Source organism: Mesorhizobium sp. M1307, from assembly GCF_040318155.1.
Classification (GTDB): domain Bacteria; phylum Pseudomonadota; class Alphaproteobacteria; order Rhizobiales; family Rhizobiaceae; genus Mesorhizobium.
The window spans coordinates 26,355-45,875 of the sequence record NZ_JAMYLR010000002.1; the positions used below are offsets into that span (position 1 = coordinate 26,355).

19 protein-coding genes are annotated in these 19,521 nt (G+C 61.9%); 14 read left to right on the forward strand and 5 right to left on the reverse strand.

Going from position 1 to position 19,521, the window contains the following annotated elements:
* Positions 1 to 38: 38 nt before the first annotated feature.
* Positions 39 to 1,370, reverse strand: a complete 1,332-nt coding sequence (locus NKH16_RS04230) for a PQQ-dependent sugar dehydrogenase (protein ID WP_352741939.1) — start codon at positions 1,368 to 1,370, stop codon at positions 39 to 41.
* A gap of 398 nt (positions 1,371 to 1,768) precedes the next feature.
* On the opposite strand from NKH16_RS04230, the gene NKH16_RS04235 reads away from it, so the two are divergent.
* The gene (locus tag NKH16_RS04235) at positions 1,769 to 2,728 is read left to right on the forward strand and encodes a DMT family transporter (RefSeq protein WP_031211408.1); all 960 of its coding nucleotides are present in this window, start codon (positions 1,769 to 1,771) and stop codon (positions 2,726 to 2,728) included.
* Between the two features lie 68 nt (positions 2,729 to 2,796).
* Here the strand turns inward: NKH16_RS04235 and NKH16_RS04240 are convergent, their stop codons facing one another.
* A complete protein-coding gene (locus NKH16_RS04240; RefSeq protein WP_352448122.1) occupies positions 2,797 to 3,993 on the reverse strand; it encodes an ROK family transcriptional regulator in 1,197 nt (398 codons plus the stop codon).
* Positions 3,994 to 4,136: 143 nt separating this feature from the next.
* Here NKH16_RS04240 and NKH16_RS04245 point away from each other — a divergent pair, with 143 nt between their 5' ends.
* The 12 genes from NKH16_RS04245 to NKH16_RS04300 all read left to right on the forward strand — a co-directional run bounded on the left by NKH16_RS04245 (position 4,137) and on the right by NKH16_RS04300 (position 16,676).
* A complete protein-coding gene (locus tag NKH16_RS04245; RefSeq protein ID WP_023675509.1) occupies positions 4,137 to 5,402 on the forward strand; it encodes an ABC transporter substrate-binding protein in 1,266 nt (421 codons plus the stop codon).
* Between the two features lie 57 nt (positions 5,403 to 5,459).
* Positions 5,460 to 6,398, forward strand: a complete 939-nt coding sequence (locus tag NKH16_RS04250; RefSeq protein ID WP_352466746.1) for a carbohydrate ABC transporter permease — start codon at positions 5,460 to 5,462, stop codon at positions 6,396 to 6,398.
* A complete protein-coding gene (locus tag NKH16_RS04255; protein WP_352741943.1) occupies positions 6,391 to 7,293 on the forward strand; it encodes a carbohydrate ABC transporter permease in 903 nt (300 codons plus the stop codon). The genes NKH16_RS04250 and NKH16_RS04255 overlap by 8 nt, the downstream gene beginning before the upstream one ends.
* Before the next feature lie 10 nt (positions 7,294 to 7,303).
* Positions 7,304 to 8,401: an ABC transporter ATP-binding protein gene (locus NKH16_RS04260; RefSeq protein WP_352741944.1), complete on the forward strand. Its 1,098-nt coding sequence runs from the start codon at positions 7,304 to 7,306 to the stop codon at positions 8,399 to 8,401.
* Between the two features lie 3 nt (positions 8,402 to 8,404).
* Entirely contained in the window at positions 8,405 to 9,178 is a 774-nt protein-coding gene (locus tag NKH16_RS04265; RefSeq protein WP_352741946.1) for an SDR family NAD(P)-dependent oxidoreductase, read from the forward strand.
* A 37-nt stretch (positions 9,179 to 9,215) separates the two neighbouring features.
* A complete protein-coding gene (locus NKH16_RS04270) occupies positions 9,216 to 10,217 on the forward strand; it encodes a sugar phosphate isomerase/epimerase family protein (protein ID WP_352741948.1) in 1,002 nt (333 codons plus the stop codon).
* Complete coding sequence (locus NKH16_RS04275; RefSeq protein ID WP_352741949.1) at positions 10,214 to 11,026, forward strand: SDR family NAD(P)-dependent oxidoreductase; 813 nt, start codon at positions 10,214 to 10,216, stop codon at positions 11,024 to 11,026. Before NKH16_RS04270 ends, NKH16_RS04275 begins: the two co-directional genes overlap by 4 nt.
* A gap of 200 nt (positions 11,027 to 11,226) precedes the next feature.
* Positions 11,227 to 12,474: an ABC transporter substrate-binding protein gene (locus tag NKH16_RS04280; protein ID WP_352898463.1), complete on the forward strand. Its 1,248-nt coding sequence runs from the start codon at positions 11,227 to 11,229 to the stop codon at positions 12,472 to 12,474.
* Between the two features lie 4 nt (positions 12,475 to 12,478).
* Complete coding sequence (locus tag NKH16_RS04285; protein WP_023675501.1) at positions 12,479 to 13,432, forward strand: carbohydrate ABC transporter permease; 954 nt, start codon at positions 12,479 to 12,481, stop codon at positions 13,430 to 13,432.
* A gap of 7 nt (positions 13,433 to 13,439) precedes the next feature.
* A complete protein-coding gene (locus NKH16_RS04290) occupies positions 13,440 to 14,255 on the forward strand; it encodes a carbohydrate ABC transporter permease (RefSeq protein ID WP_352741952.1) in 816 nt (271 codons plus the stop codon).
* Positions 14,256 to 14,277: 22 nt separating this feature from the next.
* Positions 14,278 to 15,612, forward strand: coding sequence for a sulfatase family protein (locus tag NKH16_RS04295; protein WP_352741954.1), 1,335 nt, complete (start codon positions 14,278 to 14,280; stop codon positions 15,610 to 15,612).
* Between the two features lie 68 nt (positions 15,613 to 15,680).
* Positions 15,681 to 16,676 (forward strand): LacI family DNA-binding transcriptional regulator, encoded by a 996-nt coding sequence (locus NKH16_RS04300; RefSeq protein ID WP_352741956.1) that lies wholly within the window; start codon positions 15,681 to 15,683, stop codon positions 16,674 to 16,676.
* Between the two features lie 12 nt (positions 16,677 to 16,688).
* Here the strand turns inward: NKH16_RS04300 and NKH16_RS04305 are convergent, their stop codons facing one another.
* Both NKH16_RS04305 and NKH16_RS04310 read right to left on the reverse strand, forming a co-directional pair.
* Positions 16,689 to 17,129 (reverse strand): DUF2267 domain-containing protein, encoded by a 441-nt coding sequence (locus tag NKH16_RS04305; RefSeq protein WP_352741958.1) that lies wholly within the window; start codon positions 17,127 to 17,129, stop codon positions 16,689 to 16,691.
* Positions 17,130 to 17,249: 120 nt separating this feature from the next.
* Entirely contained in the window at positions 17,250 to 17,510 is a 261-nt protein-coding gene (locus tag NKH16_RS04310; RefSeq protein ID WP_352682016.1) for a hypothetical protein, read from the reverse strand.
* 311 nt (positions 17,511 to 17,821) lie between these two features.
* Between NKH16_RS04310 and NKH16_RS04315 the strand changes: the two genes are divergently transcribed.
* Positions 17,822 to 18,247, forward strand: coding sequence for a VOC family protein (locus NKH16_RS04315; RefSeq protein ID WP_352469607.1), 426 nt, complete (start codon positions 17,822 to 17,824; stop codon positions 18,245 to 18,247).
* Between the two features lie 76 nt (positions 18,248 to 18,323).
* Here the strand turns inward: NKH16_RS04315 and NKH16_RS04320 are convergent, their stop codons facing one another.
* Positions 18,324 to 19,520 carry a glycoside hydrolase family 172 protein gene (locus NKH16_RS04320; RefSeq protein ID WP_352741960.1) on the reverse strand — a complete coding sequence of 399 codons (1,197 nt, stop codon included), beginning with the start codon at positions 19,518 to 19,520 and terminating at the stop codon, positions 18,324 to 18,326.
* Position 19,521: the final 1 nt, after the last annotated feature.

Genomic DNA, 19,521 nt, shown 5'->3' on the forward strand with positions numbered 1-19,521 from the left:
AAGGCTGGTGAGATCGGAATCAGAAAGGCCACCTGCGCTCAACGGCCGTTCGCCCGGCGGACCCGCCAGATGACATTACCGACGTCGTCGGCGACGAGCAGTGCGCCAGTCTGATCGATAGCGACGCCGACCGGACGGCCCATCGCCTCGCCATTCCGCCCGATGAAGCCGGTGAGCACATCCTTCGGGAGACCGCTCGGTTTGCCCCCACGGAACGGCACGAAGATGACCTTGTAACCGCTGCGCACACTCCTGTTCCACGAGCCGTGCTGGCCGACGAAGGCGCCGTTGCCGTAGGCCGGACCGAGTTGCGCGCCTTTGGAGAAGGTCAGTCCCAGCGAGGCGGTATGAGAGCCCAGGGCGTAATCGGGCTTGATCGCTGCCGCCACGAGATCGGGGCGCTGCGGCTTGACGCGTTCGTCGACGTTCTGTCCGTAGTAGCTGTAGGGCCAACCGTAGAAAGCGCCGTCACGAACCGAGGTCATGTAATCCGGCACAAGGTCGTCGCCGATCTCGTCACGCTCGTTCACGGCGACCCAAAGCTGGCCAGTCTCAGGATTCCAGGAGAGCCCGTTCGGGTTGCGCAGGCCCGAGGCGAAGACCCGAGTGCGGCGGGTAGACCGATCCACTTCAAGGACAGCGGCGCGGTTCTTCTCGGCGGCTATGCCGTTTTCTCCAACGTTGCTGTTGGAACCAACGGTGACATAGAGCTTGCGTCCATCCGGAGTTGCGATCACGTCCTTGGTCCAATGATGGTTGAGGTCCCCGGCCGGCAAGTCGATGATCTTTTCCGGCGACGTGCTGACTCGGGTCTGGCCATTGGAGTAGGGGAAAGCGACGAGCGCGTCGGTATTCGCGACAAAGAGTTTGCCTTTGGACAGCGTCATGCCGAAGGGCGAATTGAGGCCTTCCGCGAACGTCGTGCGCACATCCGCAATGCCGTCGCCATCGGTGTCGCGCAGGAGCGTGATGCGGTTGGCGCTTTTGGTCGCGGCGCCAGCCCGCTTCATAGCCAGGTCCATGAAGACCTTTCTAAGACTGAAGCCTTCGTCATGCTTGGCAGGGGCATTGGTTTCAGCAACCAGCACGTCGCCGTTCGGAAGCACATGTAGCCAGCGCGGATGGTCGAGGCCGGTGGCGAAGGCGTTCACTGTCAGCCCCTTCGCCGGGGTCGGCATACCTTCTTTCTGCCAGCCTTTCGCCTCGGCGATGTTAACAGTCGGGATCAGCGTCGGTCTTGGTTTCGGTAATGTGGGGTTGGGGCCATAGCCGGATATTGCCCCGGTTTTTTGCGCCGGAATGCCAGCGCAGCTTGCCATGACGGTGCCCAACACCGCTACGAGTACGCTTCCTGGGAAGCCGGCATGCATCGGACGTCCTCCGCATGGATTTGTGTCGCGCTCTTTGTGCAAACGGAAGTCAGTGGCTTATTCTTCCAATTGCTTCGAAACAGCGGCGCTCGTAATCCGAGGGCCAGGAATTCGCGACAGATCTGCGCTCGGTAGAAATATGGCGCGAGAAGATTGTGGCAACCGCGCGAATATCTGTCGCGCAATATAAATCTCACATTTGTATCGCGCGAAATCGGTACGGCTTGCGCTTTTCGGTATCGAGTTGCTCATGGGCCAACATGCGTTCGAATGGAAGGAGACCGTGAACGGCGGGACCCACAACGACCCACCGATTGCACCAGCTGGTGAAACAGCTGTTGTTGCTGCTTAGCAAGACGCCGCAAATCTGCTAAAGTCTGCGGTGGGAGGAGACGGATATCCAATCGCTGCCGATAGCACATCCAAGTGTAGCGAAGGCGACACCCGGCGCATCACTTCCGCTCGCCTATTCCCTCGCGACGCTCTGCTGGCTCCTGTCGGCCGGCGTCTATATCGCCGCCAAGTGGGTTGCCCCCGAGATGCCGCCTTGGGCGCTCTGCTTCTGGCGGCTGACGCTCGCGTGCGCGATCCTGCTGCCTATCGTCCATCGTCATCACGGGGCGATGCTCGTGCTGATCCAATCCCGGGTGATCGAGGTGCTGGTCATCGGCACTATCGGGCTAACCTTGTGTCAGGGCATGATCTACACGGGCCTCAACTACACCAACGCGACAACCGCCGGCATCATCATGGCGCTGTCGCCGATCATGACTATGGTGCTTGCCCGCTTCGTGCTCGGCGAGCCCCTCGGTATCTGGAAAGCGCTTGGAGCGCTGGTCGCTCTGGCCGGGATGGTGGTGATCGTGGCGCGCGGCGACCTTGCCGCGCTGATGCAGCTGCAGTTCAATCCCGGCGAGTTGTGGATCGTCGGCAGCGCGTTTTGTTGGGGCCTCTACACCGTGCTGCTGCGTCGCGCCAAATTCGCTATCGAGCTTCTGCCGATGGTGGTCCTGCTGCTGGGAGCCGGCGCGCTGGCCGCACTGCCCTTCTATCTCTGGGAACTGTTTTCCGGGGATCGTTCGGCGCTGCATGCGAACGGCCTTCTGGCTCTCGCCTATGTTGCCGGCCCCGGCGGCGCTCTGATGTACTATCTCTACAACCGTAGCGTCGAGACACTTGGTGCGGGGCGCGCCAGCATGCTGCTCTATCTCCAGACCGCCTTCGTCGCCGTTCTCGCTTATCTGGTCCTTGGCGAAAGCTTGCACGACTACGATCTCGCCGGCGCCGCCTTCATCATCGCCGGCCTGCTGCTCGCCACCGCGATCAAGCCGAGGCAGCGCACGGTGCGTGTCGCGTAGGCAAACATCAGTTCCGCTGCTTCGGCGAGCAGCTCGCAAAATCAGAGCGCCACCCGAAGCAAGCCGGGTCACTGAAGCCGGCTGTTGTGGCGCAGCACGAGGCCGACCGCGCCGAGCAATGCGTCGTTCTCCGTGTGCTTGCCAACGATTATCCGCGTGCGCAGCGCAGGCGCCACATCGCGGGACTTGATGAGCGTGTGGCGTTCATATGATGCGATCAGTGGCGCCAGGAGAATGTCGCCCGCCAGGGCCATGCGGCCGCTGATGATGATGAGCGGCGGATTGAGAACCGAACCGATCAGGCCAAGGCCACGGCCGGCGAACTCGGCGGTGTCCTCGATCATCCGCAGCGCCCTCACGTCGCCCTCCTCGGCCATCATGATCACGTCGTCCATCGTGACCGGCCGCCGCACGATGCGCGAAATCTGCTCGAGCGGTCCGGCAAAGCTGGCATAGAGCTCCAGGCATCCTCGATTGCCGCACCGGCAAAGGTCGCCGCCGGGATCGATGCTGATGTGCCCGAATTCGCCGGCGCCGCCGGCGATGCCGCTCACCAGCCGACCGTGCTGGACAATGGCCCCGCCGACGCCCAGATCGACCTTGAACAGCACGAAATCGTCCTGGCCGACGGCCGCACCCCACATCAGCTCGGCAATGGCCGAGCAGTTGCTCTCATTGTCGGCGAAGATCGGCTGTTCAAGGACCGGCCCGAACACATCGCGGATGTTGACCCCGGCCCAGGTCGGAACGATACTCGCGCGCAGCACCACTCCTTCGCGGCTGACTGGGCCCGAGACGGAGACCCCAACCCCCAGGAGCCCCGCCATCGGCAGACCGTTCTCTTCGTAGCATCGGGCAATTACTGACTTGGCGAGCTGGGCCGCCTGTTGCGGCTGGTAGTCCAGACCCATGGGGATAGTTTGTTCGGCAACGAAAGAATGCGAGACGTCAGCGACGACACACCGCATCTCGTCGAGGCCCAGATGGATGCCGACGCAGGTGCCCGCAGCGGGATTGAGCGTCAATGTCGTGGCAGGCCTGCCGATACCCCTGGCCGCGTCATGATGGGCCGAGGATTCGATCACCATCCCTGACTTTCTCAAGCCGTTGAGCGCGGTTGAAACCGTCGACCGCGCCAAACCGGTAATGCGGGTAATTTGCGACGCAGAAAGCACGCCGCGCTCGCGCAGGCATCGGACGATCAGGCTCTCCGGCGACGCCGACGGCCTGTCGATCAGCCAATTTCTAAGCGAAGGTTTGTTCATGATGAGCACAAAGCACGTTGACTGATAGCCCAAATATGTCATCTTGGAAAGAACGGAGATTACTGCATCTCGCCGGCCACGACCTCAAATCGCGGGCCACAAGCGGTCGATACGAACCGTGCATCACATATGGGAGTGAAACGATGAAATACCTGAGGACGGCCTTTGCGGCCGCTACCGCCTTCACCTTGATTACCGGAACAGCCCTCGCGGAGCCGAAGACCAACCTCTTGCATCAATGGGCCACCGGATCGGACGCCCAGGCTATCGCCAAGCTCGGCGAGATGTTTACCGCCAAGGGTGGCACCTGGCAGCAGACCTCCATCGCAGGCCATACGGCCAATACATTGGCCAAACTGCGTGCTGATGTGATCGCCGGCAACGCACCTCCCGCTGTGCAGCTAAAGGGCCCCGAGATCGCCGAATGGAACGAGACGGGCATGACAGCCAATCTCGACGACCTGGCGAAGGCGGAAAATTGGGAGAAAGTCGTCGCTCCCGAATTGCTGCCGGTGATGAAGCCGACCGGGAATTGGGTGGCCGCGCCGATGAACATCCACCGCATCAACTGGCTGTGGGCATCGCCGAAGGTCATGAAGGACGCGGGCGTCACCGAGATGCCGAAGACATGGGCGGAATTCAACGCCGCCTGCGACAAGATCGTGGCCAGCGGCAAGATCTGCATTTCGCACTCGACCGCCGACTGGACCGACTCGACCGTCTTCGAAGTGGTCGTGTACGGTCAGGACCTCGATCTCTACAAGAAAGCTTTCGTCGAGGGCGACGTCGATGCCATGCGCAGCGACGGCATGGTCAAGGCCTTCGAGCAGTTTCGCACCATGACCTCGAAGTACATGGACCCCGGCATGAACGGGCGTGACTGGGATACCATGTCGCATCTCGTCGGCCGCGGCGAGGCCGCCTTCCACATCATGGGCGACTGGACGATCGGCCTGCTGACGGCCGGCGGCTTCAAGGAGGGCACCGACTATGTCTGCGCTCAGGCGCCGACCGATTGGGGCAAGCCCGGTTTCATCTTGAATTCAGACTCGGTCGTGTTCTTCAAGCAGAAGGACCCGGACTATATCGAGGGACAGAAGCTGCTTGCCAGCATCATCCTGTCGCCCGAATTCCAGACCATTTTCAATCAGACCAAAGGGTCCATTCCGGCCCGCCTCGACGTCGATCTTTCGAACGGCTTCAATCCCTGCCAGCAACTCTCGCAAAAGGATCTGCAAGCCTCGATCGCCGCCGGCACGCTCGTCCGTTCGATGGCGCACAACATGACGGTTCCGCAAAAGGTCCGCGGCGCAATAATGGATAGCATCACGGAGTTTGTAGCAACGCCGGATATGAGTGCGCAGGACGCGGCCAATGCGATGGCGGATGCGGCCGAAGCGCAGAAGTGACGCTGCCGATGATGGCCGGGGGCGAAGCTCCCGGCCAGACCTCGCCGGAGCAGCCCGATGTCCACCCATGATCTGATTGTACCAGCCGCAGCTGCCGCGGCCCGTCCGTGGCGCGAGCGCCTTGGCACGATGGTGCCCATTCTGGTGCTGGCGCCGTCGATAGCGGCGAGTTTCATCTATGTTTTCGTCTTCACGCTCTGGACGCTCTACATCTCGCTGTCCAATTCGTCGCTGTTGCCGACCTATGGGTTCGTCGGCCTGGACAATTACGCTTCGCTCTGGGCAAACCGGCGCTGGAACATCGCCTATACCAATCTCTTCCTGTTCAGCGGCTTCTATATCGTTGGCTCGATGGCCGTTGGCCTGCTGCTCGCGATCGCGATCGACCAGCGCGTCCGCGGCGAGGCGGTTTGGCGCACCATCTTTCTCTACCCGTTGGCGGTGTCCTTCATCGTCACCGGTACGGTGTGGAGTTGGCTCTATAATCCTGTCGACGGTATCCAGGCCTTCGTTCGCGGGCTCGGCTGGACCGACTTCAGCTTCGCCCTGACGGCCAACCGCAACACTGCGATCTATGCGGTGATCATAACCGGTATCTGGCAGTCGTCCGGCTTCGCAATGGCACTTTTCCTGGCCGGTCTGCGGTCGGTCGATCCGGATCTCGTCAAGGCCGCGCAAATCGACGGCGCGTCGGTTTTCCGGACCTATCGCAGGGTCATCCTGCCAACCATCGCCCCGATATTCCTGGCGGTGGCGGTCATTCAGATACAATTCGCCATCAAGACCTTCGACCTGGTGGCGGCGTTGACGCGAGGCGGCCCAGGTGTGTCCACCACCTTCCCCGCCATCTATGTCTACGACCTGATGTTCCAGCGCGGCCAAATCGGCGAAGGTGCCGCCGCGGCGATGATGATGCTCGCTGCGGTCGCGGTGGTGCTGGTGCCGTATTCCTTGTGGATCGTCTGGCGCCGGCGAGCGGAGGGCCGCAATGGCTGAAATTGCGCCTAATGCCCGTTTTGATCCGGAAGAAGCCGCTGCCACGCGCCGGCATTTCTGGAGCCGCTTCCTTGTCTATGCCGTGCTGACGCTTTTCGCGGTCGTTTATCTCGTGCCGTTGCTGGTGGTGATCTTCAACTCATTGCGCGAGCAGTCGGAGATTGCCCGCAACGGCCTCATCTCCGTACCGCGCAGCTTCCGGTTCGATGCGTGGGCGCAGGCCTGGGGATCCTACTGCGTCAGCGGTACCTGCGAGGGAATGAAGCGCAATTTCTTCAACTCCCTGGCCATGACGATCCCCGCCACCATCATCTCGACCATTCTCGGCGCCATGAACGGCTACATCCTCTCCAAATGGCGCTTCAGGGGCTCTGAACTGATCTTCAATCTGATGCTGCTCGGCGTATTCATGCCCGGCCAGATTTCGCTGATGCCGTGGGCGTTCCTGCTCGGCAAGCTCGGCCTGACCAATTCCACATATGGGCTGGTGCTGATCCACATCGTCCAGGGCATCTCGTTCACCACCCTGTTCTGCCGCAATTTCTACGTCAGCATACCGGACGACCTGATCAAGGCGGCACGCATCGACGGCGCCGGCTTCTGGCGGATCTTCCGCAAGATCATCCTGCCCCTGTCGCCGCCCATCCTAATCGTCACCGTCATCTGGCAGTTCACCGGCATCTGGAACGAGTATCTGTTCGGCGTCGTCTTCACATCGGGCCAGCAGCAGCCGATCACAGCGGCACTGGTCGCGCTCACGGCCGGCGGCACGACCGCACGCGCTTACGATGTGATGAGCGCAGCCGTGCTGATCGGCGCGTTGCCTCCGCTGCTGATCTATCTGTTTGGTGGAAAATACTTCGTGCGCGGCCTCACCCAGGGCGCCATAAAATGAGGCGTCGCCCATGTCCGCGTTGATGATCCGCAACCTTCACAAGAGCTACGGCTCGCTCGAGATTCTTGCCGGCATCAATCTCGAGGCTAAGACCGGAGAATTCGTCGCCCTTGTCGGCCCGTCGGGTTGCGGCAAATCAACCTTGCTCGCCATGATCGCCGGACTGGAAACCGTCACGTCGGGCGAGATATGGATCGGCGACCGGCTGGTGAACTCGGTGCAACCCAAGGACCGCGATATTGCGATGGTGTTCCAGTCATACGCCCTCTATCCCACCATGACGGTGCGCCAGAACATCACCTTCGGCATGGAGAGCCGCGGCGTGCCAAAAGCGGCGCAGGCGGAAGCTGTCCAGCGGGTTACCGCACTCCTGCAGATCGAACAGCTGCTTAAACGCAAGCCCGGCCAGCTCTCGGGAGGCCAGCGGCAGCGCGTTGCGATGGGGCGTGCCCTCGTGCGCGACCCGAAGCTGTTTCTGTTCGACGAGCCCTTGTCCAACCTCGACGCCAAGCTGCGCGTCGACATGCGTACCGAAATCAAGAAGCTTCACCATCGCGTCGGCAAGACCACGGTGTATGTCACCCACGATCAGGTCGAGGCGATGACGCTTGCATCCCGCATTGCGGTGATGAACCAGGGCTCGGTACAGCAGTTCGACACGCCGAAGCGGATCTACGACCGGCCGACCAACATGTTCGTTGCCGGTTTCATGGGATCGCCGGCGATGAATTTCATTCCCGCTCGGCTTACGGGCTCGACCAGCATCTCGGTACGCGCCGCTGACGGCAGCGACGCCAGCCTCGCCCTTGCCGCGCCGATGCCCGCCGGTGCGCCAAAGGACGTCGTGCTCGGTATCCGGCCGGAACACATCTACCGTTTCACGACCGATCTGAAGTCGCGCAAACCTGCTGTGGCGTCCATGCAGGCGCCGGTCGAATTGGTCGAGCCTACCGGGGCCGAGACGCTTGCCGTGCTCAGGCTGGGTGACCTGGAGATCACCGGCCGTTTCGAGCCGGATGACGCTCCCGTCATGGGCGAGACGATAACGCTCGGCATCGACATGTCGCGCGCCTGTCTGTTCGATCCAACAACCAAGGCGCTTCTGTAATCGATGTCCGTACAATTCGCGACTTATCCGAGCTTGACCGATCGGGTCGTGCTGATCTCCGGCGGCGCCTCCGGCATTGGCGCCGATGTGGTCCGCGCCTTCGTGGCGAACGGCGCCCGGATAGCCTTTCTCGATGTGCAGGACGAACCAGCGGAGGCGTTGGTGCGCGAGCTCGCTGGTGCCGCCGGGCAGGCTCCGTTATTTCTCCATTGCGATGTGACCGACGTCGATGCGCTAAAGGCGTCGGTAGCAGGCGTGCGCGCGCGGCTTGGTCCGGTCGCCGTCCTGGTGAATAACGCAGCCAATGATCAGCGCCATCCCATCGACGCGCTGACGGCCGACTATTGGGACCGCAGCTTCGACGTCAATCTGAGGCATCACTTCTTCGCCGCCCAGGCAGTGCATCCGCATATGAAGGAACTCGGCTTCGGCTCGATCATAAACTTCTCCTCCATTGCCTGGCGGTTCGGAGCGGACCAGATGGTGGCCTATGCCACCGCCAAGGGGGCCGTGGTGGCGCTGACGCGTGCGTTGGCGCGGTCGTTCGGACCGGATAACATCCGCGTCAATGCGATCGAACCCGGCGCCGTCATGACCGAGCGGCAGCGCGAGCTGTGGTTCAAGACGCAGGAGGCAGTCGACCAGACGGTGCAGCGGCAATTGATTCGCCGCGTCCTGCTGGGCGAGGAGATTGCACGCACCGTGCTCTTCCTGGCGGCCGACGACAGCCGCATGATCACCAAACAGTCCATAACCGTCGATGCCGGTCTGCGCTAGTGACGCCTCTCCGCTCTCCATTGGAACCGCCAAGCTGATGTTTCGTCTCGGCCTCAACCCTTACGGACTGACCTACTATCTCGGCCTGCAGGGCCGCGGCACGCCGCGGCACAATCCGGACGGCGTGGGGCTGGAAGGCTTCATCACGCTGGCGCAGGAACTGGGCGCACGCACGCTCGAGATCTACGAACCCTGGTTGACCGACTTGACTGACGCCGAAATCGTCGCCCTGCGCAGGCGTCTTGCCGCGCTGGACATCGTCCCGGTGGTGAGCGGCGGACTTCTGGTGGCAGGTCCGCTGGACAACGCCTTTCGGGCTGCGCGCCTGCTCGAGGCGACGACCATCCGTATCGCACTGACGCCTGTCCTGTGCGGCGACCGCAATGCGTGGGGTCCGAAATGGAGCGAGTTCAACGCAACGATTCGCGCTGCCTTGACGGAATGGGGGCCGCGTGCGGCGGCCGAGGGACGCGTGCTCGGCATCGAGAACCATCAGGACTTCGGCAGCGACGAACTGGCTGCGTTCTGCGAACTCGGCGGGCCGGGTGTCGGCATCACCTACGACACCGGCAACACCTTTCCTGTCGGCGAGGCGCCGCTTGCCTTCACGCGCCGGATCGCGCCCCATGTCCGCCACGTTCACCTCAAGGACTATCGCGTCCAGTTCACGGATGAGGGCTACCGCCTGGTCCGCTGCGCGATCGGCGACGGCGCCGTGCCTTTCGCCGAACTGGCAGCCATCCTTGGCGAGCACCACGACACGCTGACGGCGGTGCTTGAGCCCGGCGCGCTGGAGGCCCGTCACGTTCGCTGTCTCACCGACGACTGGTGGAACGGATATGCGCCGAAGACCGCCCGCGAATTCGCGGCCTGCCTGAGTGCTGCGCGCCTGAACCGCCTTGCGGACGACGCCGACTACCGCACGCCATGGGAGCGCGATGATGACGGTGCGCTCGTTTCGTACGAGCTCGACATGATCCGGCGCAGCGCCGCCAACATGATGAAATTCGATTTCATTGCAATGGAGAAATCAGCATGACTGCCCGAGAACTCAGCGGCCTGACCGCCTTCGTCACCGGCTCGGGACGCGGCCTCGGCCGCGTGATGGCCGACCGCTTGGCCGAACTTGGCGCAAACGTCGCGGTCCACGACCTCGATTGGGCCCGGCCATCTCAATATGGCGAATTCGCGGACCTCGGCGACTCTGCCAGGGGCTTGGAGAAGCACGGGACGCGCATCACCGCGGTCACCGGCAACATCGGCGACAAGCAAGCTGTCGCGGAAATGAAGAGGAAGATCGAGGCGGAGCTCGGCGACGTGCACGTCTTGGTAAACTGCGCCGGCGGCGACATCGGCGCCAAGGGCGAAAAGCCCAATCCCAACAACGCACTGGACATCGACTACGAAGACATCAAGGTTCTAACCGAGAACAACCTCATCGGCACTATGCTGGTCTGCCAGGCGTTCGTTCCGCCGATGGTCAAGCGTGGCTCGGGCTCGGTGATCAACATCGCCTCGGCGGCAGCGCATATCGGATGCTCGCCCGAGGTGGTCTACTCGACGCTCAAGGCGGCTGTCGTCCATTATACGCGCTGCCTCGCCAAGGAACTGATCGACGATGGCGTACGCGTCAATGCGGTGAGCCCCGGCGCCACCAAGACGGCACGGTTCCAGGCGAGCCGCGTGGTCGATCCACAGCGCATGGATTCGAGCAAGAAATCGCTGAACCGGTATGCGGAGCCTGAAGAGATCGCCGAAGCGGTTGCCTTCCTCGCCGGTCCGCGCGCGCGCTTCATCAACGGGCAGGTAATCCGCGTCGATGGCGGTTTCACGATCTTTCCAGGTTAGGCCGCGATCGTCCATACCGGGTACCGGAAGCAACTTCGCCATCGCGCGCTGTAGATAGCTCCGCCCGAGTTCGGGCAGAACTATGCACTGCATTACAGTCGGAGCTTGACAAAAACTGCGGTATAGCGGGTATATTAATCGAATAATATGACGCCATCCATTGCGAGGAAAGCGGGTGGCAAACCAGGGAGGAGACCAAGATGAGCCGCTACAAGTCAGTCGGATTCCTGCACGGCATGGTTTTGGGCGTGGCCCTGACGACCGCGACTGCGGCCCATGCCGAGACGTTGACGCTCTATTGGAACGCCGGCCACGCCTATCAAGCTTATGCCGATGCAATAGCAAAGTTCGAGGCCGATCATCCCGGATGGTCGGTGCAGTGGGAGAAATTCCAGTGGCCGGATATGCGCACCAAGCTGGTGGCGGATTTTGCTGCGAAGAGCCCGCCCGATCTCGTCGCCGAACCCGGCGGCTGGGTGCAGGAATTCGGCCAGCGGAATCTGCTGCGGCCGCTGAACGACTTCATCGAACAAGACGGCAAGGCGATCGGCTATCCCGACGACTGGCAAGCCTATTCCGTCGAGCGCAACAAACTCGGCGACCAGTACTATGGCGTCCAGATCCACCTCACCTGCGCCACCCTCGTCTACAACGTCGATATGCTGAAGCAGGCGGGCTTCGACGCGCCGCCTGCGACCTGGGAGGAGTTCCTGAAGGTTGCCAAGGCGACGACGACCGGCGCCCGCTTCGGCTTCGCTCCCAACCCGAGCATCGGATATTATTCGTCGTGGCTGCTGCAGAACGGCGTAAGCTATTACGATCCCAAGACAAACAAGGTCAATCTCGACAGTCCGGAGGCGATCGAAGCGATCCAGTTCCTCGCCGACCTGATCCACAAGGAAAAAGCAGCGACCAAGCCGGCGGCGGGTGCTGACTATGAGGGTCCGCAAAAGCTGTTCACGGCCAACCGGGTCGCAATGATCATAACCGGTCCGTGGGACGTGAAGCCGATCCACTCGGGCAACCCGAAGCTCAACTGGGCGGTTGCGCCATCACTCAAGCACAAGGTGCAGGCGACGTTCGCGGGCGGCGTCAGCTTGATGATCCCTAAGGACGCCAAGCACCCGAAGGAGGCCTGGGAGTTGTTGAAGCGGCTCGTCGCGCTCGACACGGAACTAGCGGCTACCAAGGAAGCGGGCATGACGATGCCGCGCAAATCCTGGGCCGAAAACGCCGAGGTTCAGGCCGATCCGGTCATCGGCAGCTTCAGCAAATGCCTGCCTTACGCGCAAGACGTCACCGCCGAGCTGCGCCTCACCGGCAAGCACGCGCGAATCGAGAAGCTTCTGCAAAGTGCGCTCGAGGATATCATCTACAATCAGAAGCCAGCAGCCGAGATCATGCCGAAATTCGCGGCCGAGGCCAACGTCATCCTGGCCAACAACTAGGCCGATGTTTATCAGCGGCAGCACCGATACGGCCGATACGGACATTCGCGTCGGTGCGATGCCGACCCGGCGAGCTGCCCGCTTCAGCCGGCGCACCAGACAAACGCTTCTCGCTTACCTGCTGCTGTCGCCAGCAATCCTCTATTTCTCGGTCTATTTCTTCTATCCGATAGGACTGGAGTTTTGGGCGAGCCTGTACAGCGGCCAGCCGCTGATCGGCGAGAGCCGATTCGCCGGACTGGACAACTACGTTGCTGCCCTCGGCGACGCGCGCGTTCGGCAGTCGCTCTTCGTGACGCTGGCCTTCGCGATAGGCGTCACTGCGGCCAGCATCGCCATTGGCCTCGGACTGGCGGTCGTGCTCAACCGGCCGATCCCGGGGCGCACTCTGATCCGCGCAATCATCTTCTTTCCCTACATCACCTCCTTCGTGATCGTCGCGTTGATGTGGCAGGCAATTCTCGATCCCTACACTGGCATCTTGAACAGCTTCCTTGCCGAGCTTGGGCTGCCGACCCAGAATTGGCTCGGCGACACCTCGACCGCGCTGCCGACGCTCATCGCCATCACGGTGTGGAAGGATGTCGGCTATGCCATGCTGATCTACCTCTCCGCGTTGCAGTCGATCCCGTCCGACTTCTATGATGCCGCATCCATCGACGGCGCCACGCCGACGCAGCAATTCCGCTATCTGACCTGGCCGTTGTTGACGCCGACCACGCTGTTCATCGCGGTCGTCAGCACGATCAGCCAGCTGCAGGAGCTGGCGCCGGCCTACCTGATAACCAAGGGCGGACCGGCCGACGCGACGCGGTTCTTCAGCCTGCACGTGTTCGAGGCAGCCTTCTTCGAGCTCAACATCGGCTACGCCTCGGCGCTGTCTTTCCTGATGTTCCTGCTGATCCTGGCCATCACCTTCGTTCAGTTCCGCCTGCTCAACCGCGAAACCACCTATTGAGGTTGGCATGACATTCGCAAAAACGCTCCCGTCCTACCTACTGCTGCTCTTCTGCGTGGCGCTGTCGATCTTTCCGTTCCTCTACATGCTTTCGCTGTCGCTGCAGAGCGATGCCGACGTCTTCAGCGGCATTCCGATTCTGATCCCCGAGACGTGGCAATTCACGAATTACATCGACATCTGGCAGAAGGCGCCGTTCGCGCGTTTCACGCTCAACAGCTTCATCATCGCCGGCGGGATTACCTTCCTCCATCTGATCTTCGATCCGTTGATCGGCTACGTCTTCGCGAAGATGGAATTCGCCGGTAAGCGCGTCATGTTTGTCGCGGTGCTGTCGACGCTGATGATCCCATTCTTCATCCGCATGATCCCGCTCTATGTGCTCACCGCGCGGATGGGATGGCTCAACACCTATCAGGGCCTTATCCTTCCATTCGCCATGAGCGCCTACGGAATCTTCCTGATGCGGCAGTTCATCCGACCGATTCCCGACGAGTTGCTTGACGCTGCACGGATGGACGGCTGCTCGGAACTCGGCCTTTACTGGCGCATCGTGCTGCCGCAGGTCCGTCCGGCACTGGCGACGCTGGTCCTCCTCACCTTCGTGTTCCAGTGGAACGAATTCCTCTGGCCGCTGGTCGCCGTCAACACCACCGAAATGCGGCCGATCACGACGGGACTGACGCTTTTCAACCAGGAATTCTTCACCCAGTGGAACCTGACGGCGACGGGCGGGATCATTCTCTTCATCCCGAGCCTGCTGCTGTTCCTCTTCACGCAGCGCTACTTCGTCCGCAGCGTGATGCTGGCAGGCATGAAATGACCATTCGGAGGCATTGCACCCTATGACGTCCCGCCGACCGAACGTGATCGTCTTCTTCACCGACCAGCAGCGTTGGGATACCGTTGGTGTCCATGGCAATCCGCTCGAGCTTACGCCAAATTTCGACCGCCTCGCCGGGACCGGCACGTTCTTGGCGAATTCGTTTACCTGCCAGCCCGTTTGCGGCCCCGCCCGCTCCGTCTTTCAGACGGGGCGGTACCCGACCATCACCGGCTGCTACCGCAACGACATCCCGCTGCCTAAGAGCGAGCGCACGCTCGCGCATCATTTCACCGCGGCAGGTTATGACACCGCCTACATCGGCAAGTGGCACCTGGGGTCCGCCGAGCCGGTCACCCAGGAACAACGCGGCGGCTATCGCTACTGGCTGGCCTCCAACATCCTGGAGTTCACGTCCGGCCCCTTCGACACCGTCGTCCACGACAATGACGGCAAGGCGGTGAAGCTGCCGGGATACCGCGTCGATGCCCTAACCGACGCTGCAATCCGCTATGTCGCATCGAGGGAAGACGAGCCGTTCTTTCTATTCCTGTCCTTCCTCGAGCCGCATCACCAGAACCAGACGGACAACTACCCTGCCCCGCTCGGATACGAGGACAGGATCCGCAAGAAGCTCGCCATTCCCGGCGATCTCGCCGCACTTGGCGGCACGACAGCAGAACATTTCCCCGGCTATCTGGGCATGGTCGCGCGCCTCGACGAGGCGTTTGGACGGCTGATCGAGGCGCTCTACAGCCTTGGCCGGCTTGACGACACGATCATCCTCTTCACCTCCGACCACGGATGTCACTTCAAGACCCGCAACAACGAATACAAGCGTTCCTGTCATGAGGCGTCGATCCGCGTGCCGACGCTATTCCACGGCCCCGGCTTCCAGCGCATCGGCACATATGAAGGCCTAGTCAGCCTCGTCGATCTCGCGCCGACCCTGCTCGCCGCGGCCGGCCTGAAAGTGCCCAATTCGATGCAGGGCGTCTCGCTGCTCGACGCGCTGCAGGGCGAACGGCCGCCGCGCGACGAGATATTCATTCAAATCAGCGAGCACCATGTCGGCCGCGCGTTGCGCACCAGACGGTGGAAATATGAGGTCGAGGCACCGGGAAAAGACGGCTGGCGGGATTCCGGCAGCGATTTCTATGTCGAGGCGAGGCTCTACGACCTCGATGGCGATCCGAACGAGCTAACCAATCTCATAGCTTCGCCCGATCACGCAGAGACGCGTGCATGGCTGCGAGGCCGCATCGTTGCCCTGATGGAGGAGGCCGGCGAGGCAAGGCCCGAGATCCTTGCCGCCGGACATGGAAGCTGGAATGAAATCCGGCTGAGCGACAGCTGATCATGTCACGTCGCGCAGCGGATCCAACAATGCACGAGAGAAGTTCCGATCGCAGAAAGGCGCCGACCATGGCGGATGTCGCCCGGCGCGCCAATGTATCGACCGCTGCCGTGTCGTACCTGCTCAGCGGCGACAGCACGCGCCTGAAGTTCGTCGGCAAGGAGGCGCGGCAGCGCATCCTCGAGGCCGTCGCTGAGCTCAACTACGTGCAAAACCGCACCGCGCGGCAGCTGCGCCGCCAGCAGGCCGAGCGAATCTGCCTTGTACTGCCTCGTCTCGGCGTGCCGTTCAGCGACCGGATCGCGCAGGATATCCAATCTGCAGCGGCGCTGAGGGGATTTTCGACAATTATCACCGCGGGAGACACCTTCGAGCGAACCGACCGGATCGTGAGGGAAATCGAGAGCGGGCTGGCAGACGGCATTATCGCCGACTGGCAGCATCTCTCCGAGCCCGAGGTGATGGTCTTGGCCGCGCGCCTGGCGGCCGCGGGCCGGCCAGCGGTGATCTTCCATCCGACCATCGAGCCGGCAGGCTTCTCGGTTGTGCGCCAGCATACCGGCAGGGCCGTCTTCGAGGCACTCGACTACCTCTACCGAGCCGGCCATCGCTGTATCGCCTATATGGTGCATGAGCAAGCTGTGGACGGGAGCCGTCTCGCCGCCTATCGCAGCTTCCTGCAAGCACGCGGCCTTCCGCTGCGAGACGACCTGGTGATCGGCGGTGCAGAGGCGCGCAAGGCTGCGTTTGCCAATGCTACGGCGCTGGCCGCCCGCAAGGATCGGCCGACCGCGCTTTTCGTCGAATCCGATCTTGCCGCCGTGACCGCCCTGCACGCATTCGAGGAGGCCGGCCTCTCCGTGCCCGGCGACATTGCAGTCATCGGCTGCGGCAATATCGACGAGGGCGAATTCAGTCATCCGGCATTGACGACAATCGGCCCCGAAACTGCCCACTACGACCATCTTGCCGATCATCTGATCTCATTGATCTCGGCAACACCGGGCGCAATACCTACCCTTTTCAGCGTTTCGTGGCAGTTGGTCCGTCGCGTGTCCGCATGAGCAGGATCGCCGCTATTTGACGCCCACGCTTTCAGGCCAGAGGACCTGGATTTCCTTTGGCAGCGCATCCCGCACCTTTGCCGACTGGCCAAGGTCGATATGCCGTGCAAGCACACGCAGTACTGAGCGTGCCGCATCCTCGGGATCGACAGGACGGGTCGATTTCAATTCATCGGCGATGTGTTGCAGGAACCTCTCGAGCGAGCGTGTCTTGTCGGGCATGTCGGCGGGCCGATAGCGATCATAGTAGGCGCCGCGCACGAGCAGCGGCAGTTCCGCTCCCAATTTGGCCGCCAGTCCGATCTGCAGCCTGTCGCGAAGGGTTCGCAGAACGGCGCCCAATGTATGCCAGGCCACGTGTCGATCCGGACCAAGATCCGCCATGATCTCGTCAAGCCAGATGTTTGTTATTTGCAGCGTTTTGTCAAAAACGTCCAAGCCGGTTGCGCTCATCGTCGCCTCCTCGAAAGGTTCTGCGGGCGAAACGGCGACCGGAGATTATTGTTTCGTGATCCTGTGAAAATCGTCCTGGCAAAGCGGCGGAAACCGGTTCGGTCGGAGAGCCTGTCGGCGTCAGGTCTGCTCGACACTCTGCTTCTGCTGGATTTCGGCGATCTGTCGGAAGCGGCCGTTTTCCACCCCGTTGAGTGCAGTCACAGCGGCCAGATTGTCGCCCTTTTCATCCCACCGCACCGGCTCGCGATAGGCGATTCCCCTGAAACGGATATCGCGCACCGCCGCCAGAACGTCGCGCCGGCTCGGATATCCCTTGGATACAGTGCTGGCGTCTTTGATCGCGGCAAGGAGAAGGCAGGCCGAATCGTAGGCATTCACGGCATAATTGCGCTTCGGCTTCGCCGTCCGACGATCTCGCCAGCTTCGGCGAGCGTCGCTTCCAAGCAATCCCTTCGCGCGTCAACGACGCCCGTTCAACCTTCCCACAGTTGTATTCGGCGCCTGCGTTCCGATCATTAAAGTCGGCCTTGCTGATCCGAAAGGTGGTTGTCCTCCGCCTAACTGAGCTTGTGCTCATCGGTTCCGAACGCCGTCTCAGCAATGAGACCAGTCCTCACGTTGCCCCAGCCCGGGTATCTCTTGACTGACTGAGCGGCCCGCGCCGACAATGGCATTGGGAAGATGGCGGGATGGCGCCCACGGTGTTCGGCACCACTTGGCGATCAAGCTGCGAAAGGGCTGTCATGGATTGGAAGCTGGAACTGGTCCCGGTCCCCGTATCGGACGTCGATAGAGCAATTGCCTTTTATGTTGGGAAGGTCGGCTTTCATCTCGATCACGACCACACCGTAAGCGACGAGATACGTTTCGTGCAATTGACGCCGCCCGGTTCGGCCTGTTCGATTGCCATGGGCAAGGGCCTCGTCGACAGCCCCCCGGGATCCATAAGGGGCCTGCAACTCGTCGTGCCCGATATCGATGAGGCTCACCGGTACCTGGCCGCTCAAGGTATCGAGGTCAGCGATATCAAGGATTTTCCCTGGGGCAGATTTGTCTTCTTTGAGGATCCCGACGGCAACACCTGGTCTGTCCAGCAACTTCCACCTCGCAGCTGAGGTGGCGCGCTGCGGCACGGTCGTGCCCCGACACAGATAGCGCGGAATGCACGGTTCAATTCGAACGCATCCCGGCCTAACGCCTCTTCTCGTCGAAGGCGGCATTCCAATTGTGATAAGGCGCGCGATAGGTGGGGATGCGGTCCTCGACATCGGCAAGCGCTTCGAACGGTTTGTGCGGTTCGGCCTGATACCAGAAGGCGACCGACGAAATGTCGTCCGAGCGGCGATTGGCGTGACCGCGCTCGATGGTCACCCGGATGCGTTTGTGGAAGATGACCGGGTCCTCTATGTGCCAGCGATAGAGCGTAACCGGCTCGGTCCAGTTCGGCCCGCCGGCGGCGATGATGCCGTGATAGGGCGCGCTGTAGTCCTGTGTCGGGCACCATGCCGTGTTGAAATAGTCCTCGGTGCCGGTGCCGTGCAGCGTCGGCGGCCAGGCATCGTTGGCGGCGGGGCCGGTCTCGCCGCGATCGTCGATCAGTTCGGCCTTCGGTCCGATGCGCGGATCGGGCTTGCGCACTGTATCCGGCACGGAAATGCCCGGCTCGCCGTCGACGAAGATCATGTCGTCGCCCTCGCCATACCAGTCCCATAGTGCGGAACGCCGCCGCGAATAGACGGAATAGAGCACGCCGACATAGTGGCCGTGACCTTCCGCCTCCAGGATGGTGTAGTTGCCGTTCCCGTCGGTGTTTTCCCCGCCAAACAGGACCTGCTCGTTGGCCAGCCCCGTCTCGTCTATGCCGTCAGGTCGCTGCTGCCTGTATTGGGCGTGGAAGCGGCCCAGGCCTTCCTCGAGTTCCTCATGCAGTTCGAGATCGACATAGTAATAGAAAAGCAGGTCGTCCTCAGCCTCATTGGTGACGGTGAAGCGCATGTGGCTGGCAAACGGCATCGGAAAGTAGCAGTTGAAGGCCTTGCCATCCTCTGGACTTGCCTGCACCGGCAGGCTGGCAAAATTGCGGGTGCGGGCATGGCCCATGCCGAAGAAATCGCCGATCGGCGTTTCGATGCTCGGATGTGCCTCACCATCCCAATAGGCGCGCAATACGATCTTGCGCAGGAACGCCTCGCTCTCGCAGGCGAGCGTCGCCCAGATATGCGTGACGATGCCGGCACCGTCATGCTCGGCAATCACCACCGTCTGGCCGGGTTCGATGTGCAGCCGGTCGTCATTGCCGCCGGTGCGGTCGTAGCTTGAGAACCGGCGGGTTTTGGCGTCGCGCAATTTGGCGAGCCCGCGAAGCGGCGACAGGCCGGCATTATCCATG